Source organism: Cupriavidus sp. H39, assembly GCF_050271075.1.
GTDB lineage: Bacteria > Pseudomonadota > Gammaproteobacteria > Burkholderiales > Burkholderiaceae > Cupriavidus > Cupriavidus necator_B.
Window position 1 is genome coordinate 433,510 of sequence record NZ_CP189846.1, and the last position, 18,781, is coordinate 452,290.

Consider the following 18,781-nt stretch of genomic DNA (forward strand, 5'->3'; position numbering starts at 1 on the left):
ACATGACCATGCCAACACAACTGAACGCGCCGATGGCGGCGCAGCCTGCAACCCGGACCCGCTTCATGGAGCCCTTGCTGCTGCTGGTCTCCGTGGCGCTGTCCGTCTTCGGCGCGATGATCGGCATGCAGCTGATCGTGTCGCTGGGGATCTCGGCCAATACCTCGATCATCGGCGCGCTGATCGCGATCGTGTTCTCGCGCATTCCGCTCGAGGTCACGCGGCGCTTCCGCGTGCTGGAGCGGCAGAACCTGGTGCAGACCGCGATCTCGTCGGCCACCTTCGGCGCCGCCAACTCGCTGATGATCCCGATCGGCGTGCCGTACGCGATGGGCATGCCCGAGCTGGCCACGCCGATGCTGCTCGGCGCGGTGATTGCCATGTTTGTCGACGGCGCGATGCTGTACTTCCTGTTCGGCAGCAAGATCTTCCCGGCCACCGGCACCTGGCCGGCCGGCATCGCCACGGCTGAGGCGATCTGGGCCGGCGACCGCGGCGGCCGCAAGGCCGCGTTCCTGGGCCTGGGCATTGCCGTGGGCGTGGGCGGCGCGTGGCTGGGCGTGCCGATGTCCGCGTTCGGCGCGGCCTTCCTCGGCAACCTGGCGGCGCTGACCATGTTCGGCATCGGCCTGCTGGTGCGCGGCTATTCGGTGGCGCTGACCGGCATCGATATCGCCAAGGCCTATATCCCGCACGGGCTGATGATCGGCGCGGGCATCGTCGCGCTGTGCCAGGTAGCCCATGAAATCCGCCGCGCGCGCCACGCGCCGGCGGCCGACGCGCGCACCGTCGAAGTCCCGGCCACGCGTGCCAGCCGCATCCTGTCGGGCGGCTTCCTGATCTACCTGGCGATCGCGCTGCTGATCTCGGTGCTGGCCGGCCACGTGTCGGACATGTCGCTGGGCATGCTGGTGCTGTTCGTGCTGTACGCCGCCTTTGCCGCCTACGTGCATGAGCTGATCGTCGGCATCGCGGCGATGCACTCGGGCTGGTTCCCGGCCTTCGCGGTGGCGCTGATCACGCTGACCATCGGCATCCTGATCGGTTTTCCGCCGACGGCGCTGGCGGTGCTGGTGGGCTTTTCGGCCGCTACCGGCCCCGCCTTCGCCGACATGGGCTACGACCTCAAGACCGGCTACCTGCTGCGCGGCGAAGGCCGCGACATGGAGGCCGAGCTGGCCGGGCGCAAGCAGCAGTTCCTGGCTGCGATGATCGGCTTCGCGGTGGCGGCGGTGGTGGTGCTGGTGTTCCACGGCAGCTTCTTCGCGCAGGGCCTGATCCCGCCGGTGGACCGCGTCTATGCGGCGTCGATCAAGGCCGGCTCGTCGGCCGAGATCGCGCGCAACCTGATGATCTGGGCCGTGCCCGGCGCGCTGCTGCAGTGGCTCGGCGGTGCCAAGCGCCAGCTCGGCATCCTGCTCTCCACCGGCATGCTGATCGCCTCGCCGCTGGCGGGTTGGGCGGTGCTGGCGGGCCTGGCGATCCGCTTCGTGCTGCAGCGCCTGCGCGGTGACAAGCACATCGCCGAGATGAGCGCCTTCGCCGGCGGCGTGATCGCGGGCGACGCCCTGTTCAGCTTCTTCGGTTCGGTCACCAAGCTGAAGAAGTAAGCCCCACACCCAGCTTTTCCGGGGCGCGTGCCAGTGTCCCGCCTGTCATTTCCCGAGACGTTCCATGGATATCCAAGCAATCCGCGCCGACACCCCGCTGACGGCTTCCACCATCTATCTCGACACCGCCGCGGCGTCGATCCCGCCCGACGCCGTACTCGACACCGTGCGCAGCTACCTGCTCGATACCGGCCATGTCGGCATCTACCTGCCGGCGTTCCGCAAGCAGACCTATGCCCGCGTGGAAGCCGTGCGCGAGACCCTGGCCGGATGGCTGAACTGCGCGGCCGACGAGCTCGCCTTCACCAAGAACGCCACCGAGAGCATCTCGATCGCCGCGCGCGGCATCGCCTGGCAGGCCGGCGATGAAGTGCTGGTGGCCGACACCGAGATGCTGAGCAACCTGCTGCCGTGGCGCCGGCTGGAGCAATCGCACGGCATCGTGGTGAAAATGGTGGCGGCCAATGCCGAAGGACTGCTGAGCGCCGAGGCATTCGAGGCCGCGATCACCCCGCGCACGCGCCTGCTGACCTTTTCGCACCTGCCCAACTCCAGCGGCGCGGTGCAGCCCGCGGCGCAGATCTGCGCGGTCGCGCGCAGGCACGGCGTGCTGTCGCTGGTCAACGGCGCGCAAAGCGTGGGCATGCTGCGCTCGGACGTGGCCGAACTCGGCTGCGACTTCCTTGCCGGCTGCGGCCGCAAGGCGCTGCGCGCGACCGAGGGCTCCGGCTTCCTGTATGTGCGGCGCGCGCTGATCGCGCAGGTCGAGCCGATGCTGGTGGGGTGGTGGAACGGCGCCTACGACCGCGCCACCGGCGCGCTGTCGCTGGTGCCCGGCGCGAAGCGCTTCGAAGCGGGCTGCCCGATCGTGCCGGCCATCCTGGGCCTGGGCACCGCCATCGACTACGCCGCCGCGATCGGCATTGACGCCATCGAAGCCCGCGTGCGCGACCTGACCGAGTACGCGGTAGCGAAGTTCTCGTCGATCCCCGGCTTCGAGCTGTATGGGCCGGCCGACGTGGTCCAGCGCATCGGCATCGTGCCTTTCAATGTGCGCGGCGTCGACCCGGCCCGCATCGTCACCGCGCTGGAGGCGCAGCAATGCATCATCGAAGCGGGCAACTTCATGGCCGACGCCATCCTGGCGCGCTACGGCGTCTCGACCATGGCACGCGTGTCGCTGCACTACTTCAACACGCATGAAGAGATCGACCGCGTGGCCGCGCTGATCCGCACCGCCATCGCCTGAACCCTGAACCGAACAGACGGAAACCAAGACATGACCCAACGCATCCTCCTGATGAGCAGCTCGCGCAAGGACCACCTCGGCTATCTGGAGCACGCCGGCGAGCAGATCCACACGCTGCTCAAGCACGAGCCGCGCAAGGTGCTGTTCGTGCCGTTCGCGGGCGTGACCTTCAGCTTCGATACCTATGAAGGCATGGTCAAGCCGGTGTTTGAGAAGCTCGGCTACGCGCTGGAATCGATTCATCACAGCGCCGACCCGCTGCGTGCGGTGCGGGAAGCCGAGGCCATCGCCGTCGGCGGCGGCAACACCTTCGCGCTGCTCAAGCGCCTGTACGACGCCGGCATCGTCGATGCCATCCGCGCGAAGGTGCGCGCCGGCACCCCGTATGTGGGCTGGAGCGCCGGCAGCAACGTCGCCTGCCCGACCATCCGCACCACCAACGACATGCCGATCGTGCAGCCGCCCTCGCTGCGCGCGCTGGGGCTGGTGCCGTTCCAGATCAACCCGCACTTCATCAGCGGCAAGCCCGCCGGCCACAACGGTGAAAGCCGTGAAGAGCGGCTGGCTGAGTTCCTGCACATCAACGCACCGGAACAGGTGTTTGCGCTGCCGGAAGGATCGGCGCTGTATGCGGATGGCACCACCGGTCTGGTACTGGGCGAGCGTCATGCGTTGTGGTTCCCGGCGGAAGGCAAGGTCGAGACTATCCGCGAGGGCGAGCCGTTCGCGCTGTCGCAGATCACTGGGCCGGCGGGGATGGAGGAATGGCCGGGTTTTGCGGCTTGAGTCGGCATTGACGGCGGATAACCGGGTGTTTTCTCCCCTCTCCCATGTATGGGAGAGGGGCGGGGGTGAGGGCGGGCGTCTCCACGAAGTGAACCGCCAGGATGCTTGCCATGCGCCTGCCCTCACCCCCGGCCCCTCTCCCGCAAGCGGGAGAGGGGAGCACACACCCGGCATGGATCGCCAATAGCGAGCCAGCCACATCGGGCCGCCAAGCCCAACGCAACCCAACAACAACCCGCCCGCGAGCCGCCCCGCGCCGCTCGCGTGGCCCCCCTTTACCCTCTGGAGGAGAAACCACAATGAGCCAACCCCTTCGCCACGCCGCGCGCCTGGCCTTGCCCATGATGCTGGGCCTGCCGGCCGCCGCGATGGCGCAGTCCGGCGTAACCCTGTACGGCGTCATCGATACCGCGCTGACTTACCAGACCCATTCCAACCCCGCCGGCGATGCGCAGGTCGGCTTGCAGCAGGGTGGCGAAGGCTTCCTGTCGGGCAGCCGCTTCGGCCTGAAGGGTGTCGAAGACCTGGGCGGCGGCGTAAAAGCCGGATTCGTGCTGGAGAACGGGCTGCTGGCCGATACCGGCAGGCTCGACCAGCAAGGCCAGCTGTTCGGCCGCCAGGCCTACGTAAAGATCGGCAACCAGTGGGGCGAGCTGGCGCTGGGGCGGCAGTACACCACCGCCAACACCATGCTGTACTACGTCGATCCGCTCGGCGTGGGCGCGGCGCCGTCGAATGCCTGGATGGTCTACCTGACCGGCCAGCGCTACGACAATGCTGTCAGCTATACCGGCAATTTCGGTCCGGTGTCGGTGATCGCCGAATACGCGCTGGGCGAGGTTGCGGGCAATACCCGCGCGATGTCGTCGATGTCGTTCGGCGCCAGGTACGCGGCCGGGCCGATCACCGCCGTCGGCGACTTCCAGCAGACCCGCGACAGCCAGAGCCGCAACGCCAACCTCTACCTTGCCGGCCTGAAAGCCGCCGTCGGCCGCGCCAGCCTGTTCGCCAACTATATCCACAGCGACCGCGACGCGGGCTTCGACTCGTCCCGGGGCGGCACCGATACGGCCACCATCACCAGCATGTCGACCGCGGCCACGCCGACCAACCGTGCGGCGATCAGCTCGGTGTTCGGCGGCAGCCGCCACGACGACTTCTTTACGCTGGGCGCAAGCTACGCCGTCACCGGCAACGTGACCCTGACCGGCAGCGTGATGCACAACCGCACCCGCGCCGACAGCTTCAGCGGCAACCGCACCACCGCGTACGCCGTGGCCGGCTACGCCTTCAGCAAGCGCACCGATGCCTACCTGGCGCTGGCCTATGACCGCGTCCACGGCGACTGGTCGGGCCTGTTCGGCAACAACACCACCAGCTGGACCGGCGGCAACGGCACGCCGCTGGACGGGCGCGACACGCAGACCACGGTGATGGCCGGCCTGCGCCACCAGTTCTAACGATTTAACCGACGCCCGCCCGCGCCACGCGGGCCGGCACATCATCTGGAGAAAGCCATGGCCCTGCAGCAGACACTGGTCATTCACGAAGCCCTGGACAGCCCGCACGCCAACGGCGCGGTCGTCAGCCAACTGTTCGCGCCGTACGCCGAGGCCGGCGTGTCGGTGCAAGTCACCACGGTCAACAACGCGCCGCCCGAGAACGCGGGCAACACCACCGATTTCATCACCATCGTGATCCCCGGCAGCGCCGGCAAGCGCGGCGGCGGCAAGGCGCCGACGCTGGGGGTGATCGGCCGCAATGGCGCCATCGGCGCGCGTCCGGAACTGGTGGGCCTGGTGTCCGATGCCGATGGTCCGATCGGCTGCCTGGCGGTGGCGCTCAAACTGGCGCAGATGAAGGCGCGCGGCGACCACGTGGCGGGCGACGTGATCGTGACCACCCATCTGTCGACCAATGTCTCGATGGTGCCGCACGACCCCGTGCCGTTCATGGGCATGCCGGTCTCTTCCGACACCATGAACGACTACCAGGTGCTGCCGGAAATGGACGCGATCCTGTCGATCGATGCATCGAAGGGCAACAGCATCGTCAAGCATCGCGGCTTTGCGATCTCGCCGACGGCGATGCAGGGCTATATCCTGCGCGTGGCGCCGGACCTGGTGGCGACGATGGAATCCACCACCGGCTGCCCGGCGGTGACCTTCCCGATCTCGCTGCAGGACATCACCCCGTACCACAACGGCCTGTACCACTTCAACAGCATCATGCAGCCGCACGTGGCCACGCCGGCCCCGGTGGTGGGCGTGGCGGTGACCGCGCAGTCGGTGGTGTCGGGCAGCGCGACCTCGGCCAACCATGAAATCGATATCGCCGAGGCGGTGCGCTTCTGCGTGGAGGTGTCCAAGCGCTTCGGCGCTGGCAAGTGCCAGTTTTTCAATGCCGCCGAGTGGGAGCAGATCCGCGCGATCTATCCGGACCTGTCGGTGTTCCAGACCGCCGGCAAGCGCTGAGGCTTGCGCCTCAGCGTGCCGTCGCCTTGCCCGGCCCGGGATGGGTGATGGCAGGCGGCACGGTGTCGCCGTGCCGCCGCTTCCATTCGTCGAAGCCCCCGGCCAGCGCCCAGGTCCTGGGATAGCCGGCCACGCGCAGGCGTTCGGCCAGCAGCGCCGCCGACATCTCGTTGGGGCAGGCGCAATAGACCACGATGTCGGCCTCGTCACGCGGCACGCCCAGCGCGTCGAGGCTGTCGAGCGCGCCCTGCATGTCGAGCACCATCGAACCGGGGATGCGCTCCATCGGCATGTCGCCATGGGCGCGCACGTCGATCACGACGGGCAGCGTGCCGGCCACGCGGCGCGATTCCAGTTCATCCACACTCATGCGCGGCACGCGCCGGGTGATGCGCAGCAGCCGGAAGCGGCGCCACGAGCGCCACGCCAGAAACACCAGGAACGCCCCCACCACCGCCACCACGGCCATATGGCCATAGGTGCTGAAGCCCTCCAGGATGGCATCGATAAAGTCGCTGAACACCACGCCGATCAGCAGGCCGCTGCCGGCCCACACCAGGGCGCCGATCGCGTCGTAGAACAGGAACAGCGGCAGCGGCGTGCCGGTCATGCCGGCCATCGCGGTCGACAGCGCGCCGGCACCCGGCAGCAGCTTGGCCACCACCAGCGAGCGCGGCCCCACGCGCAGGTACAGCGACTGGGTCTGGCGGATGCAGGAATCGGGCGAAATCGATACCTTGCAGATGGTGCGCAGCATCGGCTGCCCCAGCCGGCGCCCGGCGAAGTACCAGCCGGTATCGGCAACCAGGCAGGCCACGATGACCGCCGCCAGCACCGCGCCGATCGACGGCCCGGTCTCCTGCGCGCCCAGCGCGCCCGCGACGAACAGCATCGGGTAGGCCGGCACCGGCAGGCCGGCCTGCTCGACCAGTACGTTCAGGAATACCAGCATCAGCCCGTGGTTCTCCAGCAAGGCCTGTAACTCTCCCACCGCGCGCTCCTTTTTGGATCAGGACGCCAGTGTGCCAGCCGATGAGGGCCCGCGCAGCGCGAGGTTTGCATGGTCGATTCAAAAATTTGATGAGTGCGGCATGCGTTACATGAATTACGTTGTCCTACAACAGAACCTTTTCGCGGCTGGCGGTGTACGGCGGGCGGTGGGTTACTCCAGTGATTCGGTACTTACAGACGGAGCGGGGGCGGGGCCAGCTGCGCAGCTTGGCGGGCGGACTCCCCGTTAACCCGAGGTACGTCCACACCCTATTGCCTTCGCCTATTTGTTGTCGTACGATGACTGATAACTCGGATGATCTGCCCCACGCAGTCAGCCGCCTCTGCCACCCGGGCGCCCGCCCTCCAGGATTGCCGCAATGCTCGCACCCATCGAACTCAAGCAAATCGTCTCCGAAGGCCTGCTGTCCTTCCCCATCACCGACTTCGACGCCCGGGGCGATTTCGCGCCGCAGTCCTATGCCGCCCGCCTGGAGTGGCTGGCCCCCTACGGCGCCACCGCGCTGTTCGCGGCCGGCGGCACTGGCGAGTTCTTCTCGCTGACGCCGCAGGATTACTCGGCCGTGGTCGACACCGCCGTGCGCACCTGCGCCGGCAAGGTCCCGATCCTGGCCGGCGCCGGCGGCCCGACCCGCACTGCCATGGCCTATGCGCAGGAAGCGCAGCGCCTGGGCGCCGCCGGCGTGCTGCTGCTGCCGCACTACCTGACCGAAGCCAGCCAGGACGGCATTGCCGCCCACGTGGAGCAAGTCTGCAAGTCGGTCGATATCGGCGTGATCGTCTACAACCGCGCCAATTCGAAGCTCAACGCCGACCAGCTGGCCCGCCTGGCCGAGCGCTGCCCCAACCTGATCGGCTTCAAGGACGGCGTGGGCGACATCGAGGCCATGGTCAGCATCCGCCGCAAGCTGGGCGACCGCTTCTCGTACCTGGGCGGCCTGCCCACCGCCGAGGTTTATGCCGCGGCCTACAAGGCGCTGGGCGTGCCGGTGTATTCGTCGGCGGTGTTCAACTTCATCCCCAAGACGGCGATGGACTTCTACCGCGCCATCGCCGCGGACGACCACGACACCGTGGGCCGCCTGATCGATGACTTCTTCCTGCCCTACCTGGCCATCCGCAACCGCAAGGCCGGCTATGCGGTGAGCATCGTCAAGGCGGGCGCGCGCCTGGTGGGCCGCGACGGCGGTCCGGTGCGCGCGCCGCTGACCGACCTGACCGGCGAGGAAATGGAAATGCTGGGCGCGCTGGTCAACCAGCTGGGCCCGCAGTAACGGCAGGCAGTCACGGCACGCAGGCGGCCGGCAGGCCGTCCTCGCATTGCCTCGCATCGCATTTCGACCAGCCGGCCGCGGGGCGCATGCCCTCCGGCCGGCGTCCCCGTTCCCAACGCTGACAAGGAATTCTTCCATGCAAATCACCGGCGACATGCTGATCGGCGCGCAAGCCGTGCGCGGCACCGAAGCGACGCTGCAGGCCCTCAACCCCGCCACCGGCGCGGTGCTCGGCCCTGACTTCCACGGCGGCGGCCAGGCCGAAGTCGAGCGCGCCTGCGCGCTGGCCGAAGCCGCCTTCGACACTTACCGCAACACCACGCCCGAACAGCGCGCGGCCTTCCTCGAGGCCATCGCCGCGGGCATCGAGGCGCTGGGCGACACGCTGATCGAACGCGCGCACCTGGAAAGCGCGCTGCCGATCGCGCGCCTGCAGGGCGAGCGCGGCCGCACCGCCGGCCAGCTGCGCCTGTTCGCCACGGTGCTGCGCGAGGGTCGCTGGCAGCAAGCCACTTTCGACCCCGCGCTGCCGGAGCGCACCCCGCCGCGCCCGGACCTGCGCATGCAGCGCATCGCCATCGGCCCGGTGGCGGTGTTCGGCGCGAGCAATTTCCCGCTGGCCTTTTCCGTGGCCGGCGGCGACACCGCCGCGGCGCTGGCCGCCGGCTGCCCGGTGGTGGTCAAGGCGCACTCGGCGCACCTGGGGACCTCCGAACTGGTCGGGCGGGTCATCCAGCAGGCCGTGCAGGACGCCGGCCTGCCGCAGGGCGTGTTCTCGCTGCTGGTGGGCGCGGGCAATGTCATCGGCACGGCGCTGGTGTCGCACCCGGCGATCCAGGCCGTCGGCTTTACCGGCTCGCGCGCGGGCGGCATGGCGCTGATGCGCGCCGCCAACGCGCGCCCGCAGCCGATCCCTGTGTACGCCGAGATGAGCAGCATCAACCCGGTGTTCCTGCTGCCCGCCGCGCTCGACGCGCGCGGCGAGGAAATCGGCCGCCAGCTGGTCGATTCGCTGGTGCTGGGGGTCGGCCAGTTCTGCACCAACCCCGGTCTGGTGATCGGCATCGAAGGCCCCGCGCTGGACAAGTTCCGCGCGGCGGCGCTCGACGCGCTGCAAGGCAAGCCGGCGGCCACCATGCTGACACCCGGCATCCATGCCGCCTATGAGCAGGGCGTGGCGCAGCTGTCATCGCTCGACGGACTGCGGCGCATCGGCAACGGCGTGGACGCCAGCGGCGTGAACCAGGCGCGGCCGGCGATCTTCGAAACCACCGCCGCGCAGTTCCTCGCCGACCACCGCATGCAGGCCGAGGTCTTTGGTCCGTCGACGGTCCTGGTGGTGTGCCGCGATATGGAAGAGATGCTGACCGTGGCGCGGCATCTGGAGGGCCAGCTGACGGCGACGATGCAACTCGACGACGCCGACCACGCGGCCGCGCAGCGCCTGCTGCCGGTGCTGGAACGCAAGGCCGGTCGCGTGCTGTGCAACGGCTATCCCACCGGCGTCGAGGTAGCCTACGCGATGGTGCATGGCGGGCCGTTCCCGGCAACGTCGGATGTGCGGACCACGTCGGTGGGCGCTACGGCGATCGACCGCTTCCTGCGGCCGGTCTGCTATCAGAACCTGCCGCAAGGGCTGCTGCCGGCGGCGCTGCGGAAATAAGGCAGGACGCTGGGATGTGCCCCGCCTGGTGCGGGGCTTTTTCTTTGGGAAATGCCACAGGCTTTTCCAATACCGGCGGTGTACTCCCTCTCCCGCTTGCGGGAGAGGGTTGGGGTGAGGGCGGGAGCAACCACGCAGTGCGAGCGCAACGCGCTTGCCACACGCCGGCCCTCACCCCCGCCCCTCTCCCGCTTGCGGGAGAGGGGAGCAAACCACCGCCGTCTCGAGCCGCCAAAAAAAACGGCCCGCATTCACCATGCGAGCCGTGCTGCCGCCACCATTCCCATCAAGCCTCCAGCTTGATCCCCGCCTGCTTCACCACCCCCGCCCAGCGCGATTGCTCGGCGACGAAGAACTTGCCGGTCTCCCCCGGCGTCATCGTCACCACTTCGGCGCCCTGCGCCACCAGCTGCGCGCGCAGGTCCGGCGCGCGGATGATGCGGATCAGCTCGCCGCTGATGCGCGCCACCATGGCGTCGGGCATGCTGGCCGGCGCCATCACGCCCTGCCAGGTGCCCGATTCGAAGTTCGGCACGCCCTGCTCGGCGATGGTCGGCACGTTCTGCAGCAGCGGCATGCGCGTGCGCTTGGATTGCGCGATCAGCTTGAGCTTGCCCGACTGCACATGCGGCAGCGTGGCGAGCATGCCGTTCATCAGCACCTGGGCGCTGCCGCCTACGGTATCGGCAATCGCCTGCGAGCCGCCCTTGTAAGGCACGTACTGCCACTTGGCGCCGGTGGCCTGCTCCACCGCCACGCCGGCGAGGTGCGGCGCGCTGCCGATGGCGGTCACGGCAAAGTTGAGCTGGCTGCGCTGCGACAGCGCCACCAGTTCCTTCACGCTCGCGACCTGCACCGACGGATGCACCACCAGCAGGTGCGGCGAATACGCCAGCATCGATACCGGCTTGAGATCCTTGGCGATATTGAAGGTCAGCTTGGTGTACACCGACGGGCTGATGGCCAGCGCGCCGATATCGCACAGCAACAGCGTGTGGTTGTCGGTGGCCTGCGCGACCAGCGCCGCGCCGACGTTGCCGTTGGCACCGGGCCGGTTGTCCACCACCACCGACTGGCCCAGCGCCTCGCCCAACTGCTTGCTGACCAGCCGCGCGATGATGTCCGACGAGCCGCCGGCGGTGTACGGCACCACCAGGCGGATCGGACGGTTGGGCCAGTCCGGCGCGGCGTGCGCGGCCGTTGACAGGCCGGCGAGCGGCCCCGCGGCCAGGCCGGCGGCCAGCGCGGAAGATTGCTTGAGGAAATTGCGGCGTCCGTGGGTCATGCTGTGGTCTCCTGTCGATGGCGCGCGCCGGCGCGGCACGGGTGGGCGTGCAGGGCCGGCGCGGTCGGTGCTTTGTTTGGTCTTGGTGTGGTGATTTCAGTCCAGCGCGATCTTGCCCTTCTCGATCACGGTCTTCCAGCGCTGCAACTCCTGCGCCTCGAACTGGTTGAATTGCTCGGGCGTGTTGGCCACCACCTCGAAGCCGCTCTCCGTCAGCGTCTGGCGCATCTTCGGGTCGTTCAGCGAGGACACCAGCGCGCCGTGCAGGCGGCTCTTGATCGCGGGCGGCAGGCCGCGCGGCGCGGCCACGCCCTGCCAGGAATAGACCTCGACATCCTTGATGCCGGCCTCGGCCATGGTGGGCACATTGGGCAGCACCGGCGAGCGCTTGTCAGAGGTCACCGCCATCGCCTTGAGCTTGCCGGCGCGGATATGCTGCAACACGGCGTTGATGTTCTGGAACGACACGTCGACCTGGCCGGCCAGCAGGTCGGAGATGGCCGGGCCGCCGCCCTTGTAAGGCACGTGCAGGCCGTCGGTGGCGCTTTTCTGCCAGAACAGCGCCGCGGTCAGGTGGTCCGACGAGCCTGCGCCGGACGAGGCAAAGCTGACCTTGCCCGGGTTCTTCTTCATGTAGGCCACCAGCTCCGCCAGCGTGTTGGCGGGGAACCGCGGATTGGCGACCAGCACGTTGGGCGCGCGCACCGCAACGGTCAGCAGGTCGAAATCCTTGGCCGGGTCATAGGCCAGGTTCTTCTGCAGGAACGGATTCACCGCATAGACGCCGATCGACGCCACCATCATGGTGTAGCCGTCGGCCGGCGCGCGCTTGACGTAGGTGGCACCGATGGCGCCGGTCGCGCCGGGACGGTTGTCGATCACGAACGGCTGGCCCAGCTTCTCATTGAGCGGCACCGTCAGCATGCGCGCGATGGCGTCGCTGGAGCCGCCCGGCGGGAACGGCACCACAACCGATACCGGGCGCTGCGGCCATTCCTGCGCCGCGGCGCCGGCCGTGGCGCTGAAGGTGAAGGCCGCCATCGCGGCGACCGAGCCGAGCGCGACGGCGCGCAGCCAGCGGGGCAGGCGCGGCGCGCCCTGGCATGGGAAGGTGTACATCATTGTCTCCTGCAGTGTCTTGATGAGGGAGGCCGGCCGTCCCGATGGCGGCAGCGGCCGTTGGCGTCGTCGCCGGTGCCGTATCAACGCACCATGCACGGCGCCTTGTTGTTGAACTTCCAGCCGGGGATCAGGAACTGCATCGCCGCGGCGTCATCGCGTGCGCCCAGGCCCTTGCGCTGGTACAGCTCGTGCGCGCGCGCGAGGGCATCGAGGTCAAGCTCGACGCCCAGCCCCGGGGTCTTGGGCACCTGCACCAGCCCGCCTTCGATCTTCAGCGGGTTGCGGGTCAGGTGTTCGCCGTCCTGCCAGATCCAGTGCGTGTCGATGGCGGTGACGCGCCCGGGCGCGGCGGCGGCCACGTGGGTGAACATCGCCAGCGAGATATCGAAGTGGTTGTTCGAATGCGAGCCCCAGGTCAGGCCCCATTCGGCACACATCTGGGCGACACGCACCGAGCCCTGCATGGTCCAGAAATGCGGGTCCGCCAGCGGGATATCGACCGACTGCAGCCGCACCGCGTGCCCCATCTGGCGCCAGTCGGTGGCGATCATGTTGGTGGCGGTGGGCAGGCCGGTGGCGGTGCGGAATTCGGCCATGATCTCGCGCCCGGAATAGCCGTCCTCGGCGCCGCACGGGTCTTCGGCATAGGCCAGCACGCCGCGCTTGTCGCGGCACAGGCGCACGGCTTCCGCCAGCGACCACGCGCCGTTGGGGTCCAGCGTGATGCGTGCCTTGGGGAAGCGCTCGGCCAGCGCCAGGATCGCTTCCATCTCTTCGTCGCCGCGCAGCACGCCGCCCTTGAGCTTGAAGTCGTTGAAGCCGTAGCGCTCATACGCCGCTTCGGCCAGGCGCACCACGGCGTCGGGCGTCATCGCCACTTCATTGCGCAGGCGGAACCACGCGTTGTCCGCGTCCGGCTCGGTGCGGTAGTCCAGCGTGGTGCGCTGGCGGTCGCCGATATAGAACAGGTAGCCCAGCATCTCCACCGCGTCGCGCTGCTGGCCTTCGCCCAGCAGCGCGGCCACCGGCACCTCCAGGTGCTGGCCGAGCAGGTCGAGCAGCGCCGCCTCCAGCGCCGTGACGGCGTGGATGGTGATGCGCAGGTCGAAGGTCTGCAGGCCGCGGCCACCCGCATCGCGGCCGGCAAAGGCCGCGCGCACGCGGTTCAGGATGGCCTGGTACTGGCCGATGGGCTGGCCCACCAGCAGCGGGCGCGCGTCTTCCAGGGTCTGGCGGATGCCTTCGCCGCCCGGCACTTCGCCCACGCCGGTATGGCCGGCGCTATCGCGAAGAATCACGATATTGCGCGTGAAGTACGGGCCATGGGCGCCGGACAGGTTCATCAGCATGCTGTCATGCCCGGCGACGGGCACCACGGTCAGTTCGGTCACGACCGGGGTGTGGGCGGACGCCATGGGGGTGGCGGTAAGGGTCATCTCAGGACTGTCTCCGGCATTGCCGCGGGGCGTACGATCCGCCACCCGGGCCTCTGTGTTGCGTATGTTATCTGTCATCGTATGACTGATAACCCAGTATAATGAGCCCATCTCGAACCGGTCAAGTCCGGGAAACCCCGCCCGTATCAGTCTCCGTCGCAGCCGCCATGCCCAACGCACAGCCCCTTGGTCCCGCCCCCAGCCCCACCCCGATGCGCCGCCGCGGCCGCACACTTGCCGAGGAAGTCGTACAAGCCCTTGGCGAGCAGATCCGCGAGGGCCAGCTCAAGCCCGGCGACAAGCTGCCCACCGAATCCGAGATCATGGCCGCCATGGGTGTCAGCCGCACCGTGGTGCGCGAAGCGCTGTCGCGGCTGCAGGCCAGTGGCCAGGTGGAAACACGCCACGGCATCGGCACGTTCGTGCTGGAACGCGCGGCCGAGGCGCCCTCGCCGTTCCGGATCGGGCCGGAGGCGCTGGGCACGGCCATGGACGTGATGGCGATGCTGGAGTTCCGCGTCAGCGTGGAGGCGGAGGCTGCCGGCCTGGCCGCCGCGCGCCGCACCGAGGCCCAGTTGGCGGCGATGCGCCAGGCGCTGGATGAACTCAAGCACGGCGCCGGCGCGGGCAATGACGCCGTGGAAAGCGACTTCGCCTTCCACCTGGCCATCGCACGCGCCACGGGCAACCGCTATTTCACCGACATCATGGGCCACCTGGGCACCATGGTGATCCCGCGCAGCCGCCTGCAGGTCAGCTCCCCGGAACGGGTGCAGTACCTGGAACGCGTCAGCATCGAGCACGAGAACATCTACGACGCGATCGAGCGCCGCGACCCCGATGCCGCCAAGGCCGCCATGCGCATGCACCTGACCAACAGCCGCGAGCGGCTGCGCAAGGCTTCGGGCTCGGCCAGCCCGCAAGGCTGAAGCGGGGCGCGCATGCCGCGGGCATGCGTGGTTAAGTTATACGATGTCTAATGAGAAAGCGCGGGTGGAATCGCCCTATGGCGTCAGCCGGCACCGGCGGGCAAAGTCGACCAGTTCGACCAGCGACGACACCTGCAGCTTGTTCATGATGCGAGCCTTGTAGCTGCTGACGGTCTTGTTGCTGATAAACAGGCTCTCGCTGATGGCCTTGTACGACATGCCCCGCGCCAGCATCTGCAGCACCACCAGTTCCTTGTCGGACAGCCGACGCAGCATCTCGTCGTCGGCCGACATCGACTGGCGCGGCGCGCCGCCGCGGCCCAGCAGCGGAAAGACGGTGTAGCCGGCCAGCACCGCCTCGACCGCGCGCAGGATCTCCTTGATGTCCTGCGTCTTGCTGACGAAGCCCTGCGCGCCGGCCTGCCAGGAGCGGCTGACGAACACTGCCGGGTCCAGCGCCGTCACCACCAGGATGCGCACCTGCGGATGGATCGCGCGCAGGCGCGGCGCCACGTCGAGCCCGCTCGAGCGCGGGATGTCGAGGTCCAGCAGCACCAGGTCCGGCATGCGCGCGCGCACCATTTCGATGGCGCATTGGCCGTTGTCCGCCTCGATCACCTCGTCGACGCCAAGCAGCTGCGACAGATGGTGCCGAAGCACCAGCCGCATCGCCGGATGGTCGTCAACGATCAGGATGGTTGTCATGCGCGGGTCCGAGGTTCGAGGCAGGCATCGGGCGCAGGCAGCATCCCCGGCAGCAACGGGAAAGCAGGAACGGCCACGCCGGTACGCGATGCCACGCCAGTATAGGGAGCGGCAAGCGCGCACAGGATGGGAGGAATCCGCATCGCTTGCAGCGAAAATCCTAGGCCGGCCTCAGACGCGCGGCGCTGCGCGCGGGCCGCGCCGGCGCCGGCCCCGGGCGCGTGTCCCTGCCCGCGGCAGGGGCAACGGCAAGCGGCCAGTGGTGCTACTCTATTCGGGCGTGTTTCATCATTCCATCCATGGAGAACACTGTGCCCCGCAAGACCCCCATCGAGCGCTACCGCAATATCGGCATCAGCGCGCATATCGACGCCGGCAAGACCACCACCACCGAGCGCATCCTGTTCTACACGGGCGTCAACCACAAGCTGGGCGAAGTGCACGATGGCGCGGCCACCATGGACTGGATGGAGCAGGAGCAGGAGCGCGGCATCACCATCACCTCGGCAGCCACCACGGCCTTCTGGAAAGGCATGGCCGGCAACTACCCCGAGCACCGCATCAACATCATCGATACGCCCGGACACGTCGACTTCACCATCGAAGTCGAGCGTTCCATGCGCGTGCTGGACGGCGCCTGCATGGTCTACGACGCGGTCGGCGGGGTACAGCCGCAATCCGAAACGGTCTGGCGCCAGGCCAACAAGTACGCGGTGCCGCGCATCGCGTTCGTCAACAAGATGGACCGCGTTGGCGCCGACTTCTTCCGCGTGCAGACGCAGATCGCCGACCGCCTCCGCGGCCGCGCGGTGCCGATCCAGATTCCGCTGGGCGCCGAGGACCACTTCCAGGGCGTGGTCGACCTGGTCAAGATGAAGGCGATCGTCTGGGACGATGCCAGCCAGGGCGTGCGCTTCGAGTACCAGGACATTCCCGCCGAACTGCTCGCCACCGCGCAGGAATGGCGCGACAAGATGATCGAGGCCGCAGCCGAGGCCGACGAGGCGCTGCTGACCCAGTACCTGTCGGGCGAGCCGCTGACCGAGGACCAGATCAAGCAGGGCCTGCGCAAGCGCACCATCGCCAACGAGATCGTGCCGATGCTGTGCGGCAGCGCCTTCAAGAACAAGGGCGTGCAAAGCATGCTGGACGCGGTAATCGACTACCTGCCGTCGCCCGCCGACGTGCCCGCCATCCTGGGCCACACCGAGGACGACCGCGAAGCCGAGCGGCACCCCAGCGACGACGAGCCGTTCGCCGCGCTGGCGTTCAAGATCATGACCGACCCCTTTGTCGGCCAGCTGATCTTCTTCCGCGTCTATTCCGGCGTGGTCAGCTCCGGCGACAGCGTCTACAACCCGCTCAAGGGCAAGCGCGAGCGCCTGGGCCGCATCCTGCAGATGCACGCCAATGTGCGCCACGAGATCAAGGAGGTGCGCGCCGGCGATATCGCCGCGGCGGTGGGACTGAAGGAAGCCACCACCGGCGACACGCTGTGCGACCCCGACAAGGTCATCATCCTGGAGCGCATGACCTTTCCGGAGCCGGTGATCTCGCAGGCGGTGGAGCCGAAGACCAAGGCCGACCAGGAGAAGATGGGCGTCGCGCTGAACCGGCTGGCGCAGGAAGACCCGTCGTTCCGCGTGACCACGGACGAGGAATCCGGGCAGACCATCATCTCCGGCATGGGCGAGCTGCACCTGGAAATCCTGGTCGACCGGATGCGCCGCGAATTCGGCGTGGAGGCCTCGGTCGGCAAGCCGCAGGTGGCGTACCGCGAGACCATCCGCCAGCCGGCCCGGGACGTCGAGGGCAAGTTCATCAAGCAGTCGGGCGGGCGCGGCCAGTACGGCCACGTGGTGCTCAACCTGGAGCCGATGCCGCACGGCGGCGGCTATGAGTTCGTCGATGCGATCAAGGGCGGCGTGGTGCCGCGCGAGTTCATCCCCGCGGTGGACAAGGGCATCCGCGAGACCATGCAGTCAGGCGTGCTGGCCGGCTACCCGGTGGTCGACATCAAGGCCACGCTGGTGTTCGGCTCTTACCACGACGTGGACTCCAACGAAAACGCCTTCCGCATGGCCGGCTCGATGGCGTTCAAGGAAGGCATGCGGCGGGCCCGGCCGACGCTGCTCGAGCCGATGATGGCGGTCGAGGTGGAAACGCCCGAGGAATTCACCGGCAACGTGATGGGCGACCTGTCCTCGCGCCGCGGCATGGTGCACGGCATGGAAGACATCGCCGGCGGCGGTGGCAAGATCGTGCGCGCCGAAGTGCCGCTGGCGACCATGTTCGGCTACTCCACCACGCTGCGCTCGCTGACGCAGGGGCGTGCGACCTTCACGATGGAGTTCAAGCACTACGCCGAGGCGCCGGCCAATGTGGCGGAAGCGGTGATCTCGGCAAAACGGGCGGGCTGACGGCGACCCACGCCGGGGTGTCGCGCGGGGACTTCGTCGACGCGCGGGGCCTTAGCCCGGCGCGCTCCCGCCAGCGGGATAGGCGCGCCCAGGCGGCATATTGAAGACCTGCGCCCGGCCCTCGGCTGCCGCCGCCCACCCACCGGAGGCGCGCTATCCGCGCCTTTGCGTTGCGGTGGCACCACGGCGCCGCTCGCGCAATGCCAGTGCCGACGCGTTGTTTTTGCAAGCCCCGCGAAAGAATTACCACCACTGCCTGCTCGCCAGGGCGGCCGGAGGCCGCGCGGGGCGCCGCCGCCCGGCGATCTGCGCAGAAACCACGCCAAACCGACGCAGGCATGGTCATTGCGCACGCCATGCATTCCACCGTCTCGCGACAAGGAGCACAGCATGCAAACCCAACCTCCCAGCAGTCAAGGCGCAGCCATCGTCGGTTCCGGCGTGGGCGAAGGCCCGGGCCCGGAAGTGATGGCGGCTTCCAGCCTGGATGGCACCAAGGCTTATTCGTCCGACGGCGAGCATGTCGGCAAGATCTCCGAGATCATGCTGGACGTGCCGCACGGCCGCATTGCCTATGCGGTGCTGACTACCGGCGGCTTCCTCGGCATCGGCGACACGCTGCATGCCATCCCCTGGAACGCGCTGGTCATGGATACCGACGAAAAGTGCTTCCGGATCGCCGTGACGGCCGACCGGATCAAGTCCGCACCGGGCTTCAACAAGGATAGCTGGCCGAGCATGGCCGACCCGCAGTGGGGCAAGTCGCTGCACGAATACTACGGGCGCGACCCGTACTGGGTCTCTCCGCCGCTGTAAG

15 protein-coding genes are annotated in these 18,781 nt (G+C 68.4%); 10 read left to right on the forward strand and 5 right to left on the reverse strand.

From position 1 onward, the window contains the following. Positions 1-2: 2 nt before the first annotated feature. From ACOCMH_RS02395 to ACOCMH_RS02415, 5 genes are all read left to right on the forward strand, one after another. Complete coding sequence (locus tag ACOCMH_RS02395; RefSeq protein ID WP_427307574.1) at positions 3-1,610, forward strand: OPT/YSL family transporter; 1,608 nt, start codon at positions 3-5, stop codon at positions 1,608-1,610. A gap of 64 nt (positions 1,611-1,674) precedes the next feature. Further along, a complete protein-coding gene (locus ACOCMH_RS02400; RefSeq protein ID WP_427307575.1) occupies positions 1,675-2,859 on the forward strand; it encodes an aminotransferase class V-fold PLP-dependent enzyme in 1,185 nt (394 codons plus the stop codon). Between the two features lie 30 nt (positions 2,860-2,889). Beyond that, positions 2,890-3,645, forward strand: coding sequence for a dipeptidase PepE (gene pepE, locus ACOCMH_RS02405; RefSeq protein WP_427307576.1), 756 nt, complete (start codon positions 2,890-2,892; stop codon positions 3,643-3,645). Between the two features lie 299 nt (positions 3,646-3,944). Then, complete coding sequence (locus tag ACOCMH_RS02410; RefSeq protein ID WP_427307577.1) at positions 3,945-5,105, forward strand: porin; 1,161 nt, start codon at positions 3,945-3,947, stop codon at positions 5,103-5,105. A 57-nt stretch (positions 5,106-5,162) separates the two neighbouring features. Beyond that, complete coding sequence (locus tag ACOCMH_RS02415) at positions 5,163-6,119, forward strand: DUF1177 domain-containing protein (protein WP_427307578.1); 957 nt, start codon at positions 5,163-5,165, stop codon at positions 6,117-6,119. 10 nt (positions 6,120-6,129) lie between these two features. On the opposite strand, the gene ACOCMH_RS02420 is transcribed toward ACOCMH_RS02415, so the two are convergent. Beyond that, complete coding sequence (locus ACOCMH_RS02420) at positions 6,130-7,110, reverse strand: DedA family protein/thiosulfate sulfurtransferase GlpE (RefSeq protein ID WP_427307579.1); 981 nt, start codon at positions 7,108-7,110, stop codon at positions 6,130-6,132. 379 nt (positions 7,111-7,489) lie between these two features. On the opposite strand from ACOCMH_RS02420, the gene kdgD reads away from it, so the two are divergent. Together kdgD and ACOCMH_RS02430 are read left to right on the forward strand one after the other, a co-directional pair. Next, the gene (gene kdgD / locus ACOCMH_RS02425) at positions 7,490-8,404 is read left to right on the forward strand and encodes a 5-dehydro-4-deoxyglucarate dehydratase (RefSeq protein ID WP_427307581.1); all 915 of its coding nucleotides are present in this window, start codon (positions 7,490-7,492) and stop codon (positions 8,402-8,404) included. A 136-nt stretch (positions 8,405-8,540) separates the two neighbouring features. Then, complete coding sequence (locus tag ACOCMH_RS02430) at positions 8,541-10,067, forward strand: aldehyde dehydrogenase (NADP(+)) (protein ID WP_427307582.1); 1,527 nt, start codon at positions 8,541-8,543, stop codon at positions 10,065-10,067. Between the two features lie 286 nt (positions 10,068-10,353). Here ACOCMH_RS02430 and ACOCMH_RS02435 read toward each other — a convergent pair whose 3' ends face one another. From ACOCMH_RS02435 to gudD, 3 genes are all read right to left on the reverse strand, one after another. Further along, entirely contained in the window at positions 10,354-11,352 is a 999-nt protein-coding gene (locus ACOCMH_RS02435) for a Bug family tripartite tricarboxylate transporter substrate binding protein (RefSeq protein WP_427307583.1), read from the reverse strand. Positions 11,353-11,448: 96 nt separating this feature from the next. Next, complete coding sequence (locus tag ACOCMH_RS02440; RefSeq protein WP_427307584.1) at positions 11,449-12,471, reverse strand: Bug family tripartite tricarboxylate transporter substrate binding protein; 1,023 nt, start codon at positions 12,469-12,471, stop codon at positions 11,449-11,451. Between the two features lie 83 nt (positions 12,472-12,554). Continuing rightward, complete coding sequence (gudD, locus tag ACOCMH_RS02445) at positions 12,555-13,910, reverse strand: glucarate dehydratase (protein WP_427307586.1); 1,356 nt, start codon at positions 13,908-13,910, stop codon at positions 12,555-12,557. A gap of 167 nt (positions 13,911-14,077) precedes the next feature. Between gudD and ACOCMH_RS02450 the strand changes: the two genes are divergently transcribed. Continuing rightward, positions 14,078-14,839, forward strand: a complete 762-nt coding sequence (locus ACOCMH_RS02450) for a FadR/GntR family transcriptional regulator (protein ID WP_427307588.1) — start codon at positions 14,078-14,080, stop codon at positions 14,837-14,839. A gap of 75 nt (positions 14,840-14,914) precedes the next feature. Here the strand turns inward: ACOCMH_RS02450 and ACOCMH_RS02455 are convergent, their stop codons facing one another. Beyond that, positions 14,915-15,544 carry a response regulator transcription factor gene (locus ACOCMH_RS02455; protein ID WP_171517391.1) on the reverse strand — a complete coding sequence of 210 codons (630 nt, stop codon included), beginning with the start codon at positions 15,542-15,544 and terminating at the stop codon, positions 14,915-14,917. 311 nt (positions 15,545-15,855) lie between these two features. Here ACOCMH_RS02455 and fusA point away from each other — a divergent pair, with 311 nt between their 5' ends. Together fusA and ACOCMH_RS02465 are read left to right on the forward strand one after the other, a co-directional pair. Continuing rightward, positions 15,856-17,964, forward strand: coding sequence for an elongation factor G (gene fusA / locus ACOCMH_RS02460; RefSeq protein WP_427307590.1), 2,109 nt, complete (start codon positions 15,856-15,858; stop codon positions 17,962-17,964). A 390-nt stretch (positions 17,965-18,354) separates the two neighbouring features. Beyond that, positions 18,355-18,780 carry a PRC-barrel domain-containing protein gene (locus tag ACOCMH_RS02465; protein WP_012354988.1) on the forward strand — a complete coding sequence of 142 codons (426 nt, stop codon included), beginning with the start codon at positions 18,355-18,357 and terminating at the stop codon, positions 18,778-18,780. Position 18,781: the final 1 nt, after the last annotated feature.

Coding starts and splice junctions, on each gene's coding strand:
- ACOCMH_RS02395 (WP_427307574.1), top strand. CDS start 3: ATGACCATGCCAACACAACTGAACGCGCCGATGGCGGCGCAGCCTGCA.
- ACOCMH_RS02400 (WP_427307575.1), top strand. CDS start 1,675: ATGGATATCCAAGCAATCCGCGCCGACACCCCGCTGACGGCTTCCACC.
- pepE (WP_427307576.1), top strand. CDS start 2,890: ATGACCCAACGCATCCTCCTGATGAGCAGCTCGCGCAAGGACCACCTC.
- ACOCMH_RS02410 (WP_427307577.1), top strand. CDS start 3,945: ATGAGCCAACCCCTTCGCCACGCCGCGCGCCTGGCCTTGCCCATGATG.
- ACOCMH_RS02415 (WP_427307578.1), top strand. CDS start 5,163: ATGGCCCTGCAGCAGACACTGGTCATTCACGAAGCCCTGGACAGCCCG.
- kdgD (WP_427307581.1), top strand. CDS start 7,490: ATGCTCGCACCCATCGAACTCAAGCAAATCGTCTCCGAAGGCCTGCTG.
- ACOCMH_RS02430 (WP_427307582.1), top strand. CDS start 8,541: ATGCAAATCACCGGCGACATGCTGATCGGCGCGCAAGCCGTGCGCGGC.
- ACOCMH_RS02435 (WP_427307583.1), bottom strand. CDS start 11,352: ATGACCCACGGACGCCGCAATTTCCTCAAGCAATCTTCCGCGCTGGCC.
- ACOCMH_RS02440 (WP_427307584.1), bottom strand. CDS start 12,471: ATGTACACCTTCCCATGCCAGGGCGCGCCGCGCCTGCCCCGCTGGCTG.
- gudD (WP_427307586.1), bottom strand. CDS start 13,910: ATGACCCTTACCGCCACCCCCATGGCGTCCGCCCACACCCCGGTCGTG.
- ACOCMH_RS02450 (WP_427307588.1), top strand. CDS start 14,078: ATGCCCAACGCACAGCCCCTTGGTCCCGCCCCCAGCCCCACCCCGATG.
- ACOCMH_RS02455 (WP_171517391.1), bottom strand. CDS start 15,544: ATGACAACCATCCTGATCGTTGACGACCATCCGGCGATGCGGCTGGTG.
- ACOCMH_RS02465 (WP_012354988.1), top strand. CDS start 18,355: ATGCAAACCCAACCTCCCAGCAGTCAAGGCGCAGCCATCGTCGGTTCC.